The following is a 19,229-nucleotide window of genomic DNA, read 5'->3' on the forward strand; positions in this document are numbered from 1 at the left end:
TACGATCCGAGCAGGTGGCGAGGTTTTTCTCCCCGCGCCTTCGGCGCTGCGGCAATCGCTTCGCAACAGGTCCGTAACAAGAGGCGGGCCGATGTCGGCAGTTGCGACCGGTGGTTAGAGTGAACGCATATCGCACGGCGCCCATCCCCCGTGCTTGGACACCCCTTCCAGAGTACGTTCGCAAGGAGCATTGCACCAATGACCTATCCCCCGCCCCCGGGCTACGGACAGCAGCCGCAGCAGCCGGGTTACCCGCCCCAGCAGCCGGGCGGGTACTCGCCCCAGCCGCCCCCCGGACAGCCGTCGCAGCCCGGGTTCGGGCAGCAGCCCGGGTACCCGCCCCAGCAGCCCGGCTTCCCGCCCCCGCCCGGCGGCGGCTACGGCGCCCCGCCCCCCATGCCCCCGGCCTCCGGCGGCGGTGGCGGCGGTCTGGTCGCCAAGATCCTCAGCGGTGTCGGCGTGCTCGTCCTGGCCATCGGCTTCGTGATCTTCCGGTACGTCATCAGCGACGACAGCGACTCCTCGGACACCGGCAGCGACACCACGCTCTCGAACGACGAGGTCGAGGCGGCCGAGGCCGCCGCGGTCGGCGACTGCATGTCCGACGCGCTCGCCACCGTCGACGCGGACCTGGTCGTCCCCTGCGACGACGCGGCCGCGTTCTGGACCATCACCCAGGTCTCCGACGACTCGGGTGCCGAGGTCGACATCATGGGCGAGCTGACCGACCCCTCGATCGCGGCCTCCATCTGCGGCCAGGAGTACATGGGCTGGACGCCCGGCCAGCCGTGGCTGAGCTACCAGTACGTGTACACCGAGGAGATCTCGGGCACCGGCGGTCCGGTCGACTACCTGTACTGCGTCGAGGCCATCGACAAGGAGGACGCCGACGGGCGCCGTCCGATCGTCCCCGACGCCGGGACCTGCACCGACGACGGCTCCACCGGCTACTGGACCATCGAGTGCTCGCTGCCGGCGGCGCTGTACACCGTCGACGAGACCGAGACCTACGACCCGCCGATCGAAGACGCGGCGTTCGACTACGAGACCGCGGTGGGCGGGTGCCCGAACTCCGGCTACTACGCCCAGGCGCTCTACGGCGCCGACGGCCTGATCTACGGTGCCATGTGCACCAGCGACAACGCCTGACCCGATCCTGATCGGTCTGATGGCCGCCCCCGGTTTCCGGGGGCGGCTTTCGCGCATCACCGGACGAATCGGTCCCTCGCGTTCCTGGAGGGGCCGGTGTTCGCAAGGGAGCAATATGATTGACGGGATCGGATCGTTCACGCCCCAGTGCCCGGCCACGCGACGGAGAACCCCATGACCTACCCGCCCCCCAGCAATCCCTACGACCCTTCCCAGTCGTCGCCGGGATACGGCCAGCCCTCGGTGCCCCAGCACTACACCACCGACGCCGACCCGTACTCGCGTCCCGACCCGTACGGGCCCGGCACCGGCTACAGCAACCCGCCGCTCAACGTGCAGCCCGGCAGCGGCCCGCCCGGCCAGCCGTACTCCCCCGGTCCCGCCTACGTGCCGGGCCAGCCCGCCGCGTACCAGCCGGGCCCGCCCCCGCCGCCCGGCCCGCCCGGGGGCGCGTTCCAACCCGGGATGGCGGCCCCGCCGCCGCCGGGCGGCAACTCCAGCATGCCGCTGATCATCACGCTCGTGGTCGTGGTCCTCGCCGTGGCCACCGGCGGCATCGTCCTGGCCATGAACCTGGGCAACGACGACGCCGACGTCGGCACCGAGGGGGCCACCACCGCCGCGGAGACCTCGGAGGAGGCCACGACCGGGGCCGAGGAGACCACCGAGGCCGCCCCCACGACCGAAGCGGAGACCACCGAGGGCGACTCGGTCTACCGCGTCCCGGTCGAGGGCGAGTGCATCGAGAACGTGACCTCCGGGTTCTACGTCGTCGACTGCGCCTCGGCGGACGCGTACTGGTACGTCCTGCGCATCGCGGCCAACCCCGCCGACCCCGACCCGACCGACGAGTGGCACTCCGTCGCCGCCGCCGACGCGTGCGACGGTTCGGGCCACACGCAGTACTACTTCACCGACACCGCGATCGCGGCCGGACGCGACTGGGACCCCGACGTGGACACCATCACCGCGATCTACTGCGTCCAAGAAGTGGAGTAGCGCAAGGCGATCGCGCGACGCACGTGAAAACGGAACACCGGCGTTAGGATCGGGCCATGGCCCTCACGATCGACGACGTCGACCTGTTCGAGGCCTCCAGGCACCGCCTGGAGGCCATCGCCTATCGGCTGCTCGGCTCGGCCGCCGAGGCCGAGGACGCCGTGCAGGAGGTGTTCCTGCGCTGGCAGGCCGCCGACCGCCACCGCATCGAGGTCCCCGGGGCGTGGCTGACGAAGGTGCTCACCAACCAGTGCCTCAACCAGCTCACCTCGGCGCGGGTGCGCCGCGAGACGTATGTGGGCCAATGGCTTCCCGAACCGCTGCTCGCGGGCGACCCGATGCTGGGCCCGGCCGACACCGCCGAGCAGCGCGAGTCGGTCTCCATCGCGGTCCTGACCCTCATGGAACGGCTGTCTCCTGTGGAGCGCGCGGTGTACGTGCTGCGCGAGGCCTTCGACTACCCGCACCGCGAGATCGCCGAGATCCTGGAGATCACCGAGGCTTCCAGCCAGCAGACCTTCCACCGCGCCAAGAAGCACCTCGCCGACGGCAAGGCCCGCACCGCGATCGACGAGGCCGCGGCCCGCCGCATCGTCGAGGAGTTCCTCGCGGCCGCCACCAGCGGCGAGACCGAACCGCTCGTGCGCATGCTCACCGCCGACGCGATCGCGATCGGCGACGGCGGCGGCAAGGTCCCCGCCCGCGCCAGGGCCTTCGAGGGCGCCGCCGCGGTCGCCAAGTTCATGTGGGGCCTGCTCAAGCCCGGCGAGGCCAAGCGCAAGATGGTCGGCGGCTCCCCCGAGATCTACGCGACCAGCGCCAACGGGGCGCCGGCCGCCATCGCGGTCGTCGACGGCCAGGTCGTCGGCGTCATCTGCATCGAGGTCACCGACGAGGGCATCGCCGCGTTCCGCAACCAGGTCAACCCCGACAAGCTCGCACGCGCGACCGCGCGCTTCGCGGCCTCCGACCACGGATCGCCGCTGCTCAGGGCCTTCTGACCGACCTGTGCGGTGCTTCACAGCGCGCTCCTGTCATGAATCCGCGCGCCGCCCCGTTCAGAGGGCACACGAACCAGGAGTTCGTGAAGACCTCCTAGACGGGAGCACCACCATGAAGCACCGCATCGTCGTCCTCGGCTCCGGATACGCCGGGGCCACCACCGCCGGGATCCTGGCCCACCGCCTCCACCCCGACGACTTCGAGATCACCGTCGTCAATGCCGCCCCGGTCTTCGTCCAGCGCATGCGCCTGCACCAGCTCGCGGTCGGCCGAGAGGTCAAGGCCCCCGAACTCGCCGACGTCTACGCGGGCACCGGGGTGCGGCTCCGCCTGGCGCGGGTCACCGCCGTCCACCCCGGGCGCAACGCCGTGACCGTGACCGACGAGAACGGCGACGACGAACTCGCCTACGACACCCTCGTCTACGCGCTCGGCAGCACGGTCGCCGACCAGGGCGTCCCCGGCGTCGCCGAGCACGCCTTCCACGTCACCAGCCGCCCGGCGGCGCTGCGCCTCAAGGAGCGCCTGGACGGCCTGAGCGAAGGGGCCGAGGTCGTGGTCGTCGGCGAGGGCCTGACCGGCATCGAGACCGTCACCGAGTTCGCCGAGGCCCGGCCCGACCTCTCGCTCTCGCTCGTGGCGCACCGCGAGCCGGGCGCCTGGCTCTCGCCCGGGGCCCGCCGCCACCTGAAGGGTGCCTTCGACCGGCTCGGCGTCACCGTCCACGAGCACACCGACATCGAACGCGTCGAGGCGAACCGTGTGATCGCCGCCGACGGCACCGTCTTCGAGTCCGACGCGACCGTGTGGACGGCCGGATTCACCGCCCACCCGATCGCCGCGGCCGCCGGGCTGGAGGTCACCGAAAGCGGCCGGATCGCCGTCGACCGCCAGATGCGCTCGCTCTCCCACCCGAACGTCTACGCCGTGGGCGACAGCGTCTTCGTCATCGGCGACAACGGCCGCCCGATGCCGATGTCCTGCGGCTCGGCCGGATACACGAGCATGCAGGCCGTCAGCTCGATCGTCGGACTCCTGACGGGCCGCAAGGCCGAGACCACCAAGCTGTCGTACATCGGCAACCACATCAGCCTCGGCCGCAAGGACGCCATCTTCCAACTGGTCGACGGCGACGCGCAGGCGAAGCCCCGGTCGCTGAAGGGCCGGACGGCCGCGCGGGTCAAGGCGGACATCCTCTCGATGTCGCTCTGGGCCGTGCACCACCCGACCTTCGGCATCCCGAAGCGCCGGCACCGCCTGGCGACCGCCGCCGAGCGTGCGGGCGAGGCGATCGCGGCCTAAATTGGGGCTCATGGACAGCACCGCTGTGGACAGGTTCGAGGCCAGCCGGGTCCGGCTGGCCTCCCTGGCCTACCGTCTGCTCGGCTCGGCCGCCGACGCCGAGGACGCCGTGCAGGACGCCTTCCTGCGGTGGCAGGCCGCCGACCGGGACCTGATCGAGGTCCCGGAGGCGTGGCTGACCAAGATCACCACGAACCTGTGCCTGGACCGGCTCCGATCGGCCCGGGTCCGGCACGAGCGCTCCGTCGGCGCCTGGATGCCCGAGCCGCTGCTCGCCGGCGACCCGATGCTCGGGCCCGCCGACACCGCCGAGCAGCGCGAATCGGTGTCGATGGCCGTGCTCACCCTCATGGAGCGGCTGTCGCCGACCGAGCGGGCCGTCTACGTCCTGCGCGAGGCGTTCACCCACAGCCACACCGAGATCGCCGAGATCCTCGACATCACCGAGTCGGCCAGCCAGCAGCACCTCCACCGCGCTCGGCGCCACCTCGCGAGCGAGGGGCGCGGCGACGCAGTCGACGGCGCCGAGGCCCGCCGGATCGTCGAGGCCTTCCTCGACGCGGCCGCCTCCGGGCGCACCGACCGCCTCGTCGCGCTGCTCACCGAGGACGCCACGGGCGTCTCGGACGGCGCGGGCCTGGGCACGAAACTCATGCGGCTGCCGACTCCCGAGCGGATCGCGGGCACCTTCCGGCACGCGATGCGCCCGTCCGAGGCCAAGCACCGGATCGCCGGCGGCGTCCCCTCGATCCACGCCGCGGTCGTCAACGGCTCGCCCGCGATGGTCGCGATGGTCGACGGCGCGGCGGTGGGCCTGGTCGTGTTCGGCATGCGCGACGGCCTGGTCTCGGTCGTGCACGGCGTCGCCGACCGGGCCCGGCTCGACCGCTTCAGCAGAGTCTGGGCGGGTCAGGAGCACGACGCACCGCTCATCGCCTCCTGGTGACCCACATCACCGAAGCTTCCTGTCAGGTTTCGCGCCGCCATCCGGTTCAAGACGCGAAACCACCTAGACAGGAGCAGGGAAATGAAGCATCGCATCATCGTCCTCGGCGCCGGATACACCGGAGCCCTCGCGGCCGGGCGCCTCGCCAGGAGGCTCCGCACCGACGACGTCCACATCACCCTCGTCAACGCCGAGCCCGACTTCGTCGAGCGCATCCGGTTGCATCAGGTGGCCGCGGGCCAGGACCTCAAGGTCCGCCCGCTCGCCGAGATGTTCAAGGGCACCGGCGTCGAGGTGCGGCTCGCGAAGGTCACCGCCGTCGACGCCGACCGCAAGACCGTCGCCGTCATCGACGCGGGCGGCGCGGACGAGCTGTCCTACGACACCCTCGTCTACGCCCTCGGCAGCCGCAGCGACGACCAGGGCGTCCCCGGCGCCGCCGAGCACGCCCATGAGATCGCGAGTCGCCCCGGGGCGCTGCGTCTGCGCGAGCGCCTGGCCCGATTGGACTCCGGCGCCACGGTCACCGTCGTCGGCGGCGGCCTGACCGGCATCGAGGCGGCCGCCGAGTTCGCCGAGGCCCGGCCCGATCTGAAGGTCGCGCTGATCGCCCGCCGCGGGCTCGGCGACTGGGTGTCGCCCAAGGCGCAGCGCCACCTGCGCAAGGTCTTCGCGGGCCTGGGCATCACCGTCCACGAGCACACCGAGGTCGCCCGCGTCGAGTCCCGAGCCGTCGTCACCGCCGACGGCGTCGCGATCCCGTCCGCGGCGACCGTGTGGACCACCGGTTTCGCCGTCCACACGATCAGCGCCGCCACGACGCTGGCGACCACGCCGAGCGGTCGGATCAAGGTGGACCGGGAGATGGCCTCGGTCTCGCATCCCGAGGTGTACGTCGTCGGCGACGCGGCGTTCGCGATCAGCGACGCCGGAGAACCGCTGCGCATGTCGTGCGCCTCGGGCATCCCGACGGCCTGGCAGGCGGCCGACACCATCGCCGCCCGCCTCACCGGGGGCAAGGCCAAGAACGCGCCGCTGAAGTACAACCAGCAGTGCGTCAGCCTGGGCCGCAAGGAGGGCCTGATCCAGCTCGTGACGCCCGACGACCGGGCCAAGAACGGCATGATGCGGGGCCGCAAGGCCGCGATCTACAAGGAGCTAATCTGCAAGGGCGCGGCCTGGGGCGTGGCCAACCCGCTGTTCGGCCTGCCGGTCCGCCGCCGCGCGATCGCCGCCTCGGACAAGCCGAAAGGCTCGACCGTCCAAGCGCACGCCTGACAGACCAAAGGACCGCACGCCCGCCGCGGATGCGGCGGGCGTGACGTTCATCGCTTACGAGAACAGCCCGATCCGTTACGGGGCCTTGGCTTGTCGCAGGCGGTTCGTAGCGTCGTTCCGGTGACTACTCACATACACGACACCCCGCTGAAGCTCTGCCGAGCTCGGCCGCAGTTCGCCGTGGAACTCGCAGAGATCCTCGATCTTCCGCTCCCCGTTCACGACGAAATACTCCCCTATTCCGAATCGGCAACCGATGTCGAAGTGCGCGACCTGAACGCCGACAACGTGGTCGTCTGTCGCGGAGGCGACGAGAACCGGCTCGGCATCATCATCGAAGTCCAGCGGGGAAAGGACAAGGACAAGCGGTTCTCCTGGCCCGCTTACCAGGCGAACATCCGCCATCGGATCCAAGCACCGGTGCTGCTGATCGTGATCTGCCCGAAGCCCTCAGTCGCCGCATGGGCGACCGAGCCGATCGAGACCGGGCAGCCCGGAAGCGACTTCCGAATGCAGGTGCTCAGCCCGGCCAACTATCCGAAGCTCACCGAGCCTTCGGGGACGGGCGAACTCGCCGAGCGCATGGTGCTCGGCACCCTGATCCACGAACACGCGGAAGACATCGAGCAACTCCTCACCGCCGCGGAGGCGGAACTCGCGCCGCGCCCGGTAGAAGTGGCCAAACGATACACTGAGTACATGTTGGGACAGCTCGGCGAGCGATCCCGCACCATCCTGGAGGCCCTGATGCAGAACGAGACGTACCCGTACCAAAGCAAGCTCCTCGCCGACCGCGAAGCGCGTGGAGAAGCACGAGGTGAAGCGCGTGGAGAAGCACGCGGTATCGCCGAAACGCTGCTCGACGTCGTCGAGGCTCGTGGCCTGCGGATCAGCGAGAACCAGCGCCGCCGCATCGAAGACTGCCAGGACATCACTCAGCTCAGGGCCTGGGCGAAACGGGCGGTCACGGTGCCGACGGTGGAGGACATCCTCGACTGAGGTCCCGAATAATGCGAAGGCGGGCGCCCGATGGGCGCCCGCCTTCGTGCTATCCGGTGACGATGCGCGCGTACAGGTCCTGGACCGGGGGGTCCCACTGGTCGACGTCGATGGTCTCCTGGTCGCCCGAGCGGATGTCCTTGATCTGGGTGCCCTCCTCGTTCGCGAACAGCACGAACGGGATGCCGCGCTTGTCGGCGAACTTGATCTGCTTGCCGAACTTGGCCGCCGAGGGCGAGACCTGCGTCGGGACGCCCCGGCGACGCAGGCGCTGGGCCAGCGCGTTCGCGTTGGAGCGCTCGTCCTCGTTCGCGACGGCGACGAGCACGCACGTGGGCACCTCGCGGGTCGCGTCGAGCTTCCCGGCCTGGAGCAGCGGCACCAGGATCCGCGAGATGCCGATCGACAGGCCCACGCCCGGGTAGGTGTTCTTGCCGTCCGAGGCGAGCTTGTCGTAGCGGCCGCCCGAGCAAATCGAGCCGAGGCTCTCGTAGCCCTCCATGACCGTCTCGTAGACCGTGCCGGTGTAGTAGTCGAGGCCGCGGGCGATCTTCATGTCCGCGACGACGAAGCCCGGCGCGGCCTCGTTGGCGGCCTCCACGACGGCGGCGAGTTCGGTCAATCCCTCTTCGAGGAGGTCGTTCGTGACGCCGAGGGCGCGGATGTCGCCGACGAAGGAGGTGTCCGAGGCGCTGATCGAGGCGAGGTTGAGGCAGGCCTCGGCCTGCTCGGGGCTCGCCTTCACCTCGTCGACGAGCAGCTTGGCGACCGCGTCGGGGCCGATCTTGTCGAGCTTGTCGATGATCCGCAGGGCCGCTTCGGTGTCCTCGATGCCGACGCCCTGGTAGAAGCCCTGGGAGAGCTTGCGGTTGTTGACGTGCATCCGCACCGGCGGGATCGGCAGGCCGCGGAGCGCGTCGGCGATGACGAGGGCGACCTCGACCTCGTAGTGCGCGGGCAGCTCGCCCTGGTCGATGACGTCGATGTCGGCCTGCCAGAACTCGCGGTAGCGGCCCTCCTGGGGGCGCTCGCCGCGCCAGCACGGCTGGATCTGGTAGCGGCGGAACGGGAAGTTGAGCTTCCCGGAGTTCTCCAGCACGTAGCGGGCGAAGGGCACGGTCAGGTCGAAGTGCAGGCCGAGGCCGGCGTCGCCGCCGTCGGCGTCGGCCTGGAGGCGGCGCAGCACGTACACCTCCTTGGAGGTCTCGCCCTTGCTCAGGAGCTGGTCGAGCGGTTCGATCGCGCGGGTCTGGATGTTCGCGAAGCCGTGCAGTTCGAAGACGCGGCCGAGGTGTTCGACGACCTGCTGCTCGACGATCCGCTGCCGGGGCAGCAGTTCGGGGAAGCCCGAGAGCGGCTGTGGTCGTGACATGGGTGTCTCCTGGATTCGATCGGGTTGCTGAAGTGACGGAGCGAAAGCGTGCGGGGGCGTGCGGGCGCGGTTAATGGCCGCCGGCCGCCGCCCGCTTCAGGTACGGGTTGCGGGCGCGCTCGGCCGCGATGGTGGTGCCGGGCCCGTGGCCGGGCAGCACGACGGTGGCGTCGTCGAGCGGGAGGACCTTGCGCCGCAGGGTGTCCTGCATGGCGGCGTCGGAGCCGCCGGGCAGGTCGGTGCGCCCGATCGCGCCGCGGAAGAGGACGTCGCCGGTGACGGTGTAGGCCGCGTCCGCGTCGGCGGTGTGGAACATGGCCGAGCCGGCGGTGTGGCCGGGGGCGTGGTCGACGGTGAAGCGCATCCCGGCGAGTTCGATGACGCCGCCGTCGGCGAGGGGCTGCACGTCGTCGGGTTCGGTCCAGTCGAGGCCGGTGCCCAGGAGCGACATCATGTTCGCGCTGAAGCCCTGCGAGGGGTCGGCGAGCAGGTGGGCGTCGTCGGTGTGGATGTAGGCGGGCACGTCGTTGGCGCCGCAGACGGGGGCGACCGAGAAGGTGTGGTCGAGGTGCCCGTGGGTGAGGACGACGGCGACGGGTTTGAGGCCGCGGTCGGCGAGCAGGTCGTCCAGGCGGGGTGCGATGCCGATGCCGGGGTCGACGACGACGCACTCGGAGCCGGGGCCCGCGGACAGCACGTAGCAGTTCGTGCCGAACGCATCCGCCACCAGCGTCTCGATGAGCACCCGCTCCCCCTCCTCCGTCGCGGGCCCAGGATACACCGGGCATCCTGCGGTGATGCGTCTGACTTCGCCCGGTTAGACTGCGGAACTCGTACCCCCCGTATCGAGTCGAACAGCGTTACGACTCGCATGCGACACCGAGACCGGTCATAAGTAGGAGGCCAGGTGCCCGCCAAGTCCAAGCACATGGAGCAGCGCAAGCAGCGCATCGCGAACGCGAAGAAGAACGCGCGGCTCGCGGGTAGACTGCGCCGTCGGCGCCGGCTTCAGGCGCTCGGCGGCCTGCTCGCCATCGCCGCCGTGCTGACCCTGGCGTATCTGTTGCAGTCGGGGTTCTTCGCAGACGAGGAGCCCGCGGCCGAGGAGACCCCCACCTCCGAGGTGACCGACGCCCCCACCGTCGAGAGCACCGAGTCGGCCACGGCCGAGTCGACCGAGACCCCCACCGCGGAGTCCAGCGAGACCCCGTCCGAGTCCGAGACCGAGTAAACCCCTAAGAACCGCGCGAAGGAGATCCGACGGTGGCGTCGAAACAAGCCCAGCGCCTGGCCGCCCGCCAGCAGCTGCAGCAGCGCATGAGCGCCAAGGCCGAGGAAGAGAAGCACAAGCGCACCGTCGGCTGGGCCGTCGGCGGCGTCGCGGTCCTGGTCGCCCTCGCGCTCCTCTCCTGGGGTGCGGTCGTGTGGTTCGGCGGCGACGACGACCAGGCCGGCGGCCTCGACCCCGACCTGTCCGCCCTGGTGAACGACGCCGAGGAGGCCTCGACCCGCTGCGACGGCGTCGAGCCCAGCGGCGAGGGCGCGCTCGGCACCCCCACCGAGGGCCTGACGGACGGGCGCCCCGCCCAGGACGTCTACCTCGAGTGCGTCCAGTTGAGCACCCCGGACGCCTCGGCCTCCGAGTCGTGCATGTTCACGTCCGCCGACGGGGTCTCCGAGACCCCGCTGTCGCTGCAGCCCGCGGCCGGGAAGCAGGAGATGACGGTCGTGACCAACCTGGGCGCGATCACCGCCGACATCGAAACCGCCGACGCCCCGTGCACGGCCGGTTCGTTCACGTTCCTCGCGATGCAGGGGTACTTCGACGACCAGCAGTGCCACCGGCTCACCACCGACGGCATCTGGGTCCTCCAGTGCGGTGACCCCGACGCGCGCGCCGCGATCGAGGCCGGCACCCCCGAGATGGCCGGCGCGGGCTCGCCCGGCTACTCGTTCGAGGAGGAGAACCTCCCGGTCGAGGCCGAGGCCAACTACCCGGCGGGGACCCTCGCGATGGCGAACGCGGGCCCCGGCACCACCGGCAGCCAGCTGTTCATCGTCTACCAGGACACGACGCTCCCGGCCGACTACACCATCCTGGGGCAGGTGACCTCCGGCCTCGACATCGTCGAGCAGGTCGCCGCCGCAGGAGCGATGTAGCGCGAAGGTGTGCGCCGTCGCACCAATCAGTGGCGAACCGGACAGCGCCGCCCGGCTAGGATTGGGTTCGAAGCTTTGTTGAGCTTTTGAGAAGCTGTAGAGCCGTGTGTACACCGAGGAGGCGTGCGTGGTGACCGAGCGAGCCGCGGCGGGCAAGTCCGCCGACGCCGCGCCGACCTCGGGCGGCCCCACGGGGCCCCCGACGGGCCGGCGCATGCGTGCCCGGCTGGCGCGCTTCAACGCGCCCTGGCAGTCCTCGACCCTTCCGGAGGTCCTGGAACCGCTCGTGGCCGCCCACCGGGCCGCCCACCCGCGCGCCGACGTGCGGCTGCTCCAGCAGGCGTACACGCGGGCCGAGGAGCTGCACACCGGTCAGTTCCGCAAGTCCGGCGACCCGTACATCACGCACCCGCTCGCGGTGGCCTCGATCCTGGCCGAGCTGGGCATGGACACGAACACGCTCGTGGCCGCGCTGCTGCACGACACGGTCGAGGACACCGACTACGAGCTCGACGAGCTCTCGGCCGAGTTCGGCGGCGAGGTCGCGCTCCTGGTCGACGGCGTCACCAAGCTCGACAAGGTCAAGCTCGGCGACGCGGCGAAGGCCGAGACCATCCGCAAGATGGTCGTGGCGATGGCGAAGGACCCGCGCGTCCTGGTCATCAAGCTCGCCGACCGGCTGCACAACATGCGGACCCTGACGTTCCTGCCGCCCGAGAAGCAGGAGCAGAAGGCCCGCGAGACGCTCGAGATCCTCGCTCCCCTGGCCCACCGCCTGGGCATGAACACCATCAAGTGGGAGCTGGAGGACCTGTCCTTCGCCACGCTCTACAAGAAGCGCTACGCGGAGATCGCGCGCCTGGTCTCGGAGCACTCCCCGCAGCGGGAGATGCTGCTCCAGCAGGTCGTCGCGCAGGTCAAGGACCACCTGAAGGAGGCGCGCACTCGCGCCGAGGTCTCCGGGCGCCCGAAGCACCTGTACTCGATCTACCAGAAGATGATCGTGCGCGGGCGCGACTTCAACGACATCTACGACCTGGTGGGCCTGCGCATCCTGGTCGAGAACGAGCGGGACTGCTACGCGGCCCTCGGTGTGATCCACGCGAACTGGCAGCCGGTGCCGGGCCGCTTCAAGGACTACATCGCGATGCCCAAGTTCAACATGTACCAGTCGCTGCACACCACGGTGATCGGCCCGAACGGCAAGCCCGTCGAGATGCAGATCCGCACGTGGGCGATGCACCGCACCGCCGAGTACGGCATCGCCGCACACTGGAAGTACAAGGAGACCAAGAACTCGACGGTGGCCGGTCCCCCGGCGCACATCGACGACATGGCGTGGCTGCGCCAGCTCCTGGACTGGCAGCGCGAGGCCGCCGACCCGTCGGAGTTCCTCGACGCGCTCCGGTTCGACCTGGCCTCCTCCGAGGCGTACGTGTTCACGCCCAAGGGCGACGTGATCGCCCTCCCGGCGGGCTCGACCCCCGTGGACTTCGCCTACGCCGTCCACACCGAGGTCGGCAAGCGATGCATCGGCGCGCAGGTCAACGGCAAGATCGTGCCGCTGGAGTCGACGCTGTCGAACGGCGACGTCGTCGAGGTCTTCACGTCGAACTCCGAGAACGCGACGCCGAGCGAGGACTGGCTCGGGTTCGTCAAGAGCCCGCGCGCCCGCACCAAGATCAAGCAGCACTTCAAGCGCGAGCGCCGCGAAGAGGCCATCGAGCTGGGCAAGGACGAGCTGACGCGGGCGATGCGCAAGCGGCGCCTGCCGATGCAGCGGATGCTCACGCACGACAATCTGACCTCGCTCGCGAAGGACATGAACCTCAAGGACGTCGAGGCGCTGTACGCGGCCCTGGGCGAGCACCACATCACGCCGGGGTCGGTCGTGCAGCGGCTCCTGGAGGTCCAGGGCGGCGCCGAGGGCGCCACCGAGGACATGGCCGAGGCCACCGCCCCGACCCAGCCGGCGCGGATCGTCCCCGAGGCGCACGGCGACATCCACGCCGCGGTCACCGTGGCGGGGATGGAAGAGGGCGAGATGCCGGTGCGCCTGGCGCACTGCTGCAACCCGATCCCGGGCGACTCGATCATCGGCTTCGCGACGCGCTACCACGTGATCTCGGTGCACCGCAGGGACTGCGAGAACGCCGAGGAGCGCATCGAGCTCCAGCCCGACCGGGTGCTGGAGGTGCACTGGTCCCACGAGGACGACCAGGCGACGTTCGTGGCCACGGTGCAGGTCGAGGCGCTCGACCGCCACCGCCTGCTCGCGGACGTGACGCAGGTGCTGTCGGGCGAGCGGGTGTCGATCCTGTCGGCCACGGTCACCACGACGCGCGACCGGGTCGCCTTGTCCCGCTTCACCTTCGAGATGGCGAACCCGGAGCACCTGGACCACATCATGAAGGTCATCCGCAAGGTCGACGGCGTGTACGACGCCTACCGCCTGACGGGCGCCGAGCGCGCCAACTAGCGACGGCCGCCCGCGAGGGCGGCCGTGCTCAAGCGGTCCTGGTGATGGTCATGTTCAGTCCGTCGTCGGGGTGGTACGTCCACGCCAGGGCGAGATTGTCGAACGCGTCCTCCTGATATCCGTCGAACGTCCCATGTGGACTGACGATCTCGGGGCCGGATCCACCCGTTCGGGTGCCTCGGTCGGAGTTTTGCCCGGGTTCGCGGCGCGAGGGGGCGTCGCAGTATGGTGTGACCGTCGTTCACCAGCGCAATGGAAGGCCCAGTCTTGACGGAACTCTCTGCATTCACCGAGGACGAGCGCGACCGGATCATCGAAACCCCCGGCGTGGTGCTCAAGGGCGCGATCGTCGCCGACGGCTCCAAGAACGCGCTCGCGTTCCTCAAGGAGGTCACCGCGGGCGCCAAGGTGTTCCGCGAGGCCCAGCGGCACGAGAACGCCTTCGTGAAGGCCGTCGCGACCGCCCTGAAGGACCGCGGGACCGGCGTCGAGAACGACCACGAGCTGCCGTTCACCGACGTGGCCATGACCGCCGCCCTGAAGCAGGCCGAAGAGGCCCTCGCACTGCTGCGCGAGCGCGGCGACGCGACCGACGCCGACGCGTACGCCGACTGGCTCCTGCGCATCGCCACCGAGGTCGCCAAGGCCGCCCGCTCGAAGGAGGCCGGCTTCTTCAGCAGGAAGGTCGACATCTCGGAGGGCGAGAAGCTCTTCATCGAGCAGCTCACGGCCGCCGTGGGCCGCTAGGCCCTAGACCGTCGCCTCCCAGTCGATCCGGTAGGCGTACTGCCAGGCGGACTTCTCCGGAGTCGCGAAGCGCTCCATGAAGAACGGCATGAGCGCGTCCCTGATGCGCGCAGCGATCGGTCCCGCGGCCTTGGACTGGTTGGTGCGCGCCGCCTCGGCGATGACCCGCTCGACCCGGCCGCGCCGCCGGCTCGTGTAGGCGGCGAAGGCCTCCCCCACCGGGAGGTCCCGCAGGCACCGGGCCAGTTCGACCGCCGACTCGGCCGCGAGGCTCGCGCCCTGGCCCGACGAGGGCGAGGTGGCGTGCGCGGCGTCGCCGATGAGCGCGATCCGGCCCTTCGACCAGACCGGGACGTGCGGGACGTCCTCCAGCGGCGAAGGCGTCGCGAACGACTCGGGCGTCACGCGGTCGAGCACCTGGAGCGCGGGGCCGGCGTCGTCGGCGAAGGCCTCCCACATCCGGCGCATCCACTCGTCGAACTCGGTGGCGCGCACCGCTTCCCGGTCGAGCCGCTTGACCGGGAGGTTCGCGAACCAGCCGGTGCGGTCGCCGTGGACGATGTAGCCGAAGAAGGCGCGGCGCCCGAAGATGAAGTGCCAGGCGCCGCCGGAGTCGGGCACGCCGGCGCCGTCCACATAGCCGCCGAGGCCGATCAGGCCCGTGTAGCGGGGACCCGGCGCCGCCGGGTCGATCCGGGAGCGCACCGTCGACCGGATGCCGTCGCAGCCGATGAGCACGTCCGCCTCGGCGGTGGTGTGGTCGTCGAACTGGGCGATGACGCTGTGCCCGGTCTCCACCGCGTCCGCGAAGCGCTTCCCGAAGCGGAATTCGATCCCCTGCTCCATGGCCGAGCGCTGGAGTGCGCCCACGAGCTCGCCGCGCGGCAGCGTGACGCGCGGCGGCAGCCCGGGCAGGTCGTCGAGCGAGGCGAGGACCTTGCCGGTGCCGCTCTGGATGACCATGCGCGGCGTGGCCCATCCGGCGTCCTGGACGGCCTTGTCGGCGCCCACGAGCGCCAGGGCGCTCTGCCCGTTCGACGCGAGCGTGATCGGGCCGCCGCGGTTGCCGGTGCCGGGCGCGTACGGCTCGTACACGACGGCTTCGATGCCGGCTTTTCTCAGGGCCATCGCGGCGACCGGACCCGCCACGCCGCCCCCGACGACGATCGCGGTGCGGGCGGGATTCGCGCTGGTGAGGTGCGGTGTGTTCGTCATGAGGCGACGGTATTGGCCAATCGGCGCCCGCCGCGTCATCCTCCGGTAGCGTTCGGGATTCGACCGGGGTTGTACGTCGATTTCGCTCCGGGGCGCCCCACCCGCCCCTATAGTGAAATCGACTCACACAAGGAGGGGTTCCATCGTGGGGATGTCAGACAAGTTCAACGAGGCCAAGGACAAGTTCTCGGAAAACTCAGAGGACATGAAGGACAAGGCCGAAGGGCTCTACAACAAGGCGAAAGAGTCTCCGGCCGGCGATAAGCTCAACGACATCGCCGACTCCGTGAAGGACAAGGCACAGGACGCCGCCGGGAAGTTCAAGGGCGGCCGGGGCGGCCGGTAGCCGGCTCCCGAAGAGCCACCAGCTGACGACGGCGGGCGGATCCGAATTGGATCCGCCCGCCGTTTCGCGTGCCGTCGGTGCGCCCTAGCGGCGCTTGCGCTTCTTGGCGTTGCTCGAGCGCGTGTTCGAGCCGCCCGAGCGCGGACCCGCGCCGGCCTTGGCCGGGGCGGGCTCGTCGATGAGCTCCAGCGGGATCTCGTCGGTCTTGGCGAGCACGAGGCGGTCGTCGTCCTCGTCATCGTCGTCCGACGCGGTCCGCGCGTTCTTGCGGGCCGGCTTGTCGGTGCCGTCCTCGCCCGCGCGCTTCGCGGCGATCTTCTGGTTGTGGCGCTGGTAGACCGCGCTGCGCTCGGCCATGTCGACCAGCCACGGCGAAGCCAGGAAGATCGAGGAGTACGTGCCGACGATCATGCCGACGAACAGCACCAATGCGAGGTCCTTCAGCGTACCGACGCCGAGGACGCCCACCCCGACGAACAGCAGCGCGGCGACCGGCAGGACGCCGATGATGGTGGTGTTGATCGAGCGCATGAGCGTCTGGTTGACCGCGTCGTTGACGCCCTCCGCGAAGGTCTTGCTGCGGGTCTGGAGCAGCTGCGCGGTGTTCTCCTGGACCTTGTCGAAGACCACGACGGTGTCGTAGAGCGAGTAGCCCAGGATGGTCAGCATGCCGACGATGGTCGAGGGCGTGATCTCGAAGCCGACCAGCGAGTAGAAGCCCGCGGTCAGCACCAGGTCGTGCAGGAGCGCCGCGATGGCGGCGACGGCCATGCGCCGCTCGAACCGGATCCAAATGAAGATCGCCACCAGGACCAGGAAGACGACCAGCGCGATCAGGGCCTGTTCTGAGACCGACGCGCCCCAGGTGGCCGACACCTCGGAAACCGAGATCGAGTCGGACCCGATTCCCGCCTCGTCGGCGATGGCGGCGCGGACCGCCTCGGCCTGGTCGGTGTCGAGCTCCCCGACGCGGACGATGTAGGACCTGCCGTCGCCCGAACCGGCGACCTGGCCGGAGGCCACTTCGGCCCCGGCTGCCTCTGCCGCACCCTCGACGTCCTCCAGGGACACGGAGGTGTCGCCTGCGGGGACGCTGTATTGGATGCCGCCCGCGAAGTCGATGCCGAGGACGAAGCCCTTGACGATCATGATCACGGCGAGCGCGCCGATGACGAGGGCCGAGGCCAGGTAGTACTTCCGGCGGTTGGCGACGAACTGGAAGTTCGTCTCACCGCGATAGAGCTGGCTGAGGATACCGGGACGCTTCTCGGTCTGCTTGGTGCTCATTGTCGCCTAGCCTTTCGCAGCCGCGTCGCCGGTGGCCGGAGTCGTCTTCGTGTGCAGGCCCGACAAGTTCGTCTTGTTGAGGAGGTTGCCGCGCGAGAGCCATTCGGCGATCGGGTGGGTGAACAGGTAGACCACCAGGACGTCCACCACGGTGGACAGACCGAGTGCGAACGCGAAGGCGCGGACCGGTCCGATGGCCAGGATGTACAGGACCACGGCGGAGAGCATCGAGACGGCCGCGGCGGAGAGGATGGTACGCCTCGCCCGCACCCACGCTCTGGGGACGGCCGACCGGGCCGACCGGCCTCCGGCCATCTCCTCCTTGATGCGTTCGAAGTACACGACGAAGGAGTCGGCCGTGATGCCGATGGAGACCACGAAGCCCGCGATTCCGGCGAGGGTGAGCGTCAGGCCCATCTGGGAGCCCAGCAGCGCCACGGTCGGGTAGAGGCCGACGGTGGCGACGATAAGGCTGCCGAGGACGACGAAGCCCATCAGACGGTAGTAGACCATGCAGTAGAGGAAGACCAGGATGAGGCCCGCGATCATGGCGATCAGGCCGGCCTCGAGCTGGTCGACGCCGAGCGTCGCGGTGACCTCGTTGACGGTCTCGACCACGAACGTTGTCGGGAGCGAGCCGAAGTTGAGCTGGTCGGCGAGCTGGTTGGCCTCGGTGGCGGTGAACTCGCCGGAGATCTGCGTCGAGTTCGAGGAGACCTCTTGGATCGTGGGGGCGCTGACGACCTCGTTGTCGAGGACGATCGCGACCTGGGAGCCCAGGCCCTCGGTGGTGAGGGCGCTCCACTTGTCGGCGCCTTCGGAGGAGAACTGGACGTTGACCACGAACTGGTTGAGGTTGGCCTGGTCGGTACCGACGTCGGCCGAGGTCACGTCGGACCCGAGCACGGTGGCCGGCTGGAGCAGGTACTTGTAGGAGAACGTCAGCGACGGGTCGTCGGTAGTGGCCGGCTCGGGGGCCGAGCACGCGACCACTTCGATGTCGGCCTGCTGGACGGCGCCGGGCGGGCGGTTGTCGAGTTGCTCGCAGGTGATCTGCGGGACGAAGAACTGGACGTTCGCCGGGAGGAGGGAGACCTCTTCGGGGGTGAGCTCGCCGAACGGCTCGAGCAGGGCCATGGTGGCCTCGTCGGCGGGGGCGGCGGTGAGGGCCTGCGCGGCCGCGGCGGCGTCGGGGCCGACCTTAGCCCAGACGTCGTCGAGCGTGACGTCGGCGTCGTCCGTGCTCTCGGCCTGGCCCGAGCCGGAGGTGTCTTCCGAGGTGGTCTCCTCGGTGGGGGTCTCAGAGGACTCCTCGGTGGGGGTCTCACCGGACTCGGCCGTGGGGGTCTCGGTGGCCTCGTCGGTGGGGGTCTCCTCGGCGAGGGACTCCTCGAGCGCGGAGGTGTCGGCGACAGAGTTGGTGACGATCCGGAAGCGCAGTTCGGCCGGGGCGCCGACATCGCGAAGCGCCGTCTCGTCGATGTCGTCGCCAGCCACGTTGACCACGATGTTCTCGGTGCCTTCGACGTAGACCTCGGGCTCGGAGACGCCGGTCGAGTTGACACGGCCCTCGATGATCTGGCGGGCCTGCTCCATGGTCTCTGCCGTGGGCGGCTCGTCGGAACCCTGCTGGTAGGCCGTGAGGGTCATCGAGAGGCCGCCCTGGAGGTCCAGACCGAGCTTCGGCGTGGGGAACTTCCATCCCGCACCTCCCAGCGCGGAGACCCACAGGACCGCGAGCACCACCAGCAGCGCCACGAAATAGGGTGCGACCGGCAGTCGCTTGCGCTGGATCTTCTTCCGTGGGCGGTCGGCGCCCGTTTCTGCAGCCAATGGACGGTCTCTTCCTCAGAACTCGGATAGGGGTGGGCGCGATGGGGCCCACGCCAGACGGTAGCGGGCGCCGATCGGCGCGCCCGTCATGTGAGCGCTCCGACCGGAGGGAGTG

Annotated in this window: 17 protein-coding genes; 12 read left to right on the forward strand and 5 right to left on the reverse strand. The window is 70.1% G+C overall.

All coding sequences use genetic code 11. The features are described 5' to 3' along the window. Positions 1-198: 198 nt before the first annotated feature. From BLQ63_RS21440 to BLQ63_RS21470, 7 genes are all read left to right on the forward strand, one after another. Positions 199-1,149 (forward strand): hypothetical protein, encoded by a 951-nt coding sequence (locus tag BLQ63_RS21440; protein ID WP_091039581.1) that lies wholly within the window; start codon positions 199-201, stop codon positions 1,147-1,149. Between the two features lie 174 nt (positions 1,150-1,323). Continuing rightward, a complete protein-coding gene (locus tag BLQ63_RS21445) occupies positions 1,324-2,148 on the forward strand; it encodes a hypothetical protein (RefSeq protein WP_091039582.1) in 825 nt (274 codons plus the stop codon). A 56-nt stretch (positions 2,149-2,204) separates the two neighbouring features. Continuing rightward, entirely contained in the window at positions 2,205-3,149 is a 945-nt protein-coding gene (gene sigJ / locus BLQ63_RS21450; protein ID WP_091039583.1) for an RNA polymerase sigma factor SigJ, read from the forward strand. Between the two features lie 112 nt (positions 3,150-3,261). Continuing rightward, the gene (locus BLQ63_RS21455) at positions 3,262-4,452 is read left to right on the forward strand and encodes an NAD(P)/FAD-dependent oxidoreductase (RefSeq protein ID WP_091039584.1); all 1,191 of its coding nucleotides are present in this window, start codon (positions 3,262-3,264) and stop codon (positions 4,450-4,452) included. 10 nt (positions 4,453-4,462) lie between these two features. Further along, positions 4,463-5,398: a sigma-70 family RNA polymerase sigma factor gene (locus tag BLQ63_RS21460; protein WP_091039697.1), complete on the forward strand. Its 936-nt coding sequence runs from the start codon at positions 4,463-4,465 to the stop codon at positions 5,396-5,398. Positions 5,399-5,479: 81 nt separating this feature from the next. Beyond that, complete coding sequence (locus tag BLQ63_RS21465) at positions 5,480-6,676, forward strand: NAD(P)/FAD-dependent oxidoreductase (RefSeq protein ID WP_091039585.1); 1,197 nt, start codon at positions 5,480-5,482, stop codon at positions 6,674-6,676. A gap of 180 nt (positions 6,677-6,856) precedes the next feature. Further along, positions 6,857-7,675, forward strand: a complete 819-nt coding sequence (locus tag BLQ63_RS21470) for an RpnC/YadD family protein (RefSeq protein ID WP_143015035.1) — start codon at positions 6,857-6,859, stop codon at positions 7,673-7,675. A gap of 49 nt (positions 7,676-7,724) precedes the next feature. Here BLQ63_RS21470 and hisS read toward each other — a convergent pair whose 3' ends face one another. Next, positions 7,725-9,047 (reverse strand): histidine--tRNA ligase, encoded by a 1,323-nt coding sequence (gene hisS, locus BLQ63_RS21475; RefSeq protein WP_091039587.1) that lies wholly within the window; start codon positions 9,045-9,047, stop codon positions 7,725-7,727. A 70-nt stretch (positions 9,048-9,117) separates the two neighbouring features. Further along, positions 9,118-9,792 (reverse strand): MBL fold metallo-hydrolase, encoded by a 675-nt coding sequence (locus tag BLQ63_RS21480; RefSeq protein ID WP_091039588.1) that lies wholly within the window; start codon positions 9,790-9,792, stop codon positions 9,118-9,120. 162 nt (positions 9,793-9,954) lie between these two features. Between BLQ63_RS21480 and BLQ63_RS21485 the strand changes: the two genes are divergently transcribed. From BLQ63_RS21485 to BLQ63_RS21500, 4 genes are all read left to right on the forward strand, one after another. Then, on the forward strand, positions 9,955-10,278 hold the full coding sequence (locus BLQ63_RS21485; protein ID WP_091039589.1) for a hypothetical protein: 324 nt from the start codon (positions 9,955-9,957) through the stop codon (positions 10,276-10,278). A gap of 32 nt (positions 10,279-10,310) precedes the next feature. Beyond that, positions 10,311-11,207, forward strand: coding sequence for a peptidylprolyl isomerase (locus BLQ63_RS29695; protein ID WP_091039590.1), 897 nt, complete (start codon positions 10,311-10,313; stop codon positions 11,205-11,207). 106 nt (positions 11,208-11,313) lie between these two features. Further along, positions 11,314-13,686, forward strand: coding sequence for a RelA/SpoT family protein (locus tag BLQ63_RS21495; protein ID WP_218125406.1), 2,373 nt, complete (start codon positions 11,314-11,316; stop codon positions 13,684-13,686). Between the two features lie 267 nt (positions 13,687-13,953). Next, on the forward strand, positions 13,954-14,433 hold the full coding sequence (locus tag BLQ63_RS21500; protein WP_091039591.1) for a hypothetical protein: 480 nt from the start codon (positions 13,954-13,956) through the stop codon (positions 14,431-14,433). A 3-nt stretch (positions 14,434-14,436) separates the two neighbouring features. Here the strand turns inward: BLQ63_RS21500 and BLQ63_RS21505 are convergent, their stop codons facing one another. After that, positions 14,437-15,648 carry an FAD-dependent oxidoreductase gene (locus BLQ63_RS21505; protein WP_091039592.1) on the reverse strand — a complete coding sequence of 404 codons (1,212 nt, stop codon included), beginning with the start codon at positions 15,646-15,648 and terminating at the stop codon, positions 14,437-14,439. Positions 15,649-15,799: 151 nt separating this feature from the next. On the opposite strand from BLQ63_RS21505, the gene BLQ63_RS21510 reads away from it, so the two are divergent. After that, positions 15,800-15,994, forward strand: coding sequence for a hypothetical protein (locus tag BLQ63_RS21510; protein ID WP_091039593.1), 195 nt, complete (start codon positions 15,800-15,802; stop codon positions 15,992-15,994). Positions 15,995-16,078: 84 nt separating this feature from the next. Here the strand turns inward: BLQ63_RS21510 and secF are convergent, their stop codons facing one another. Both secF and secD read right to left on the reverse strand, forming a co-directional pair. Continuing rightward, entirely contained in the window at positions 16,079-17,281 is a 1,203-nt protein-coding gene (secF, locus tag BLQ63_RS21515; protein WP_091039594.1) for a protein translocase subunit SecF, read from the reverse strand. A 6-nt stretch (positions 17,282-17,287) separates the two neighbouring features. Further along, positions 17,288-19,114 (reverse strand): protein translocase subunit SecD, encoded by a 1,827-nt coding sequence (gene secD / locus BLQ63_RS21520; protein ID WP_091039595.1) that lies wholly within the window; start codon positions 19,112-19,114, stop codon positions 17,288-17,290. Positions 19,115-19,229: the final 115 nt, after the last annotated feature.

The organism is Glycomyces harbinensis (assembly GCF_900101745.1).
GTDB classification, from domain to species: Bacteria; Actinomycetota; Actinomycetes; order Mycobacteriales; family Micromonosporaceae; genus Glycomyces; species Glycomyces harbinensis.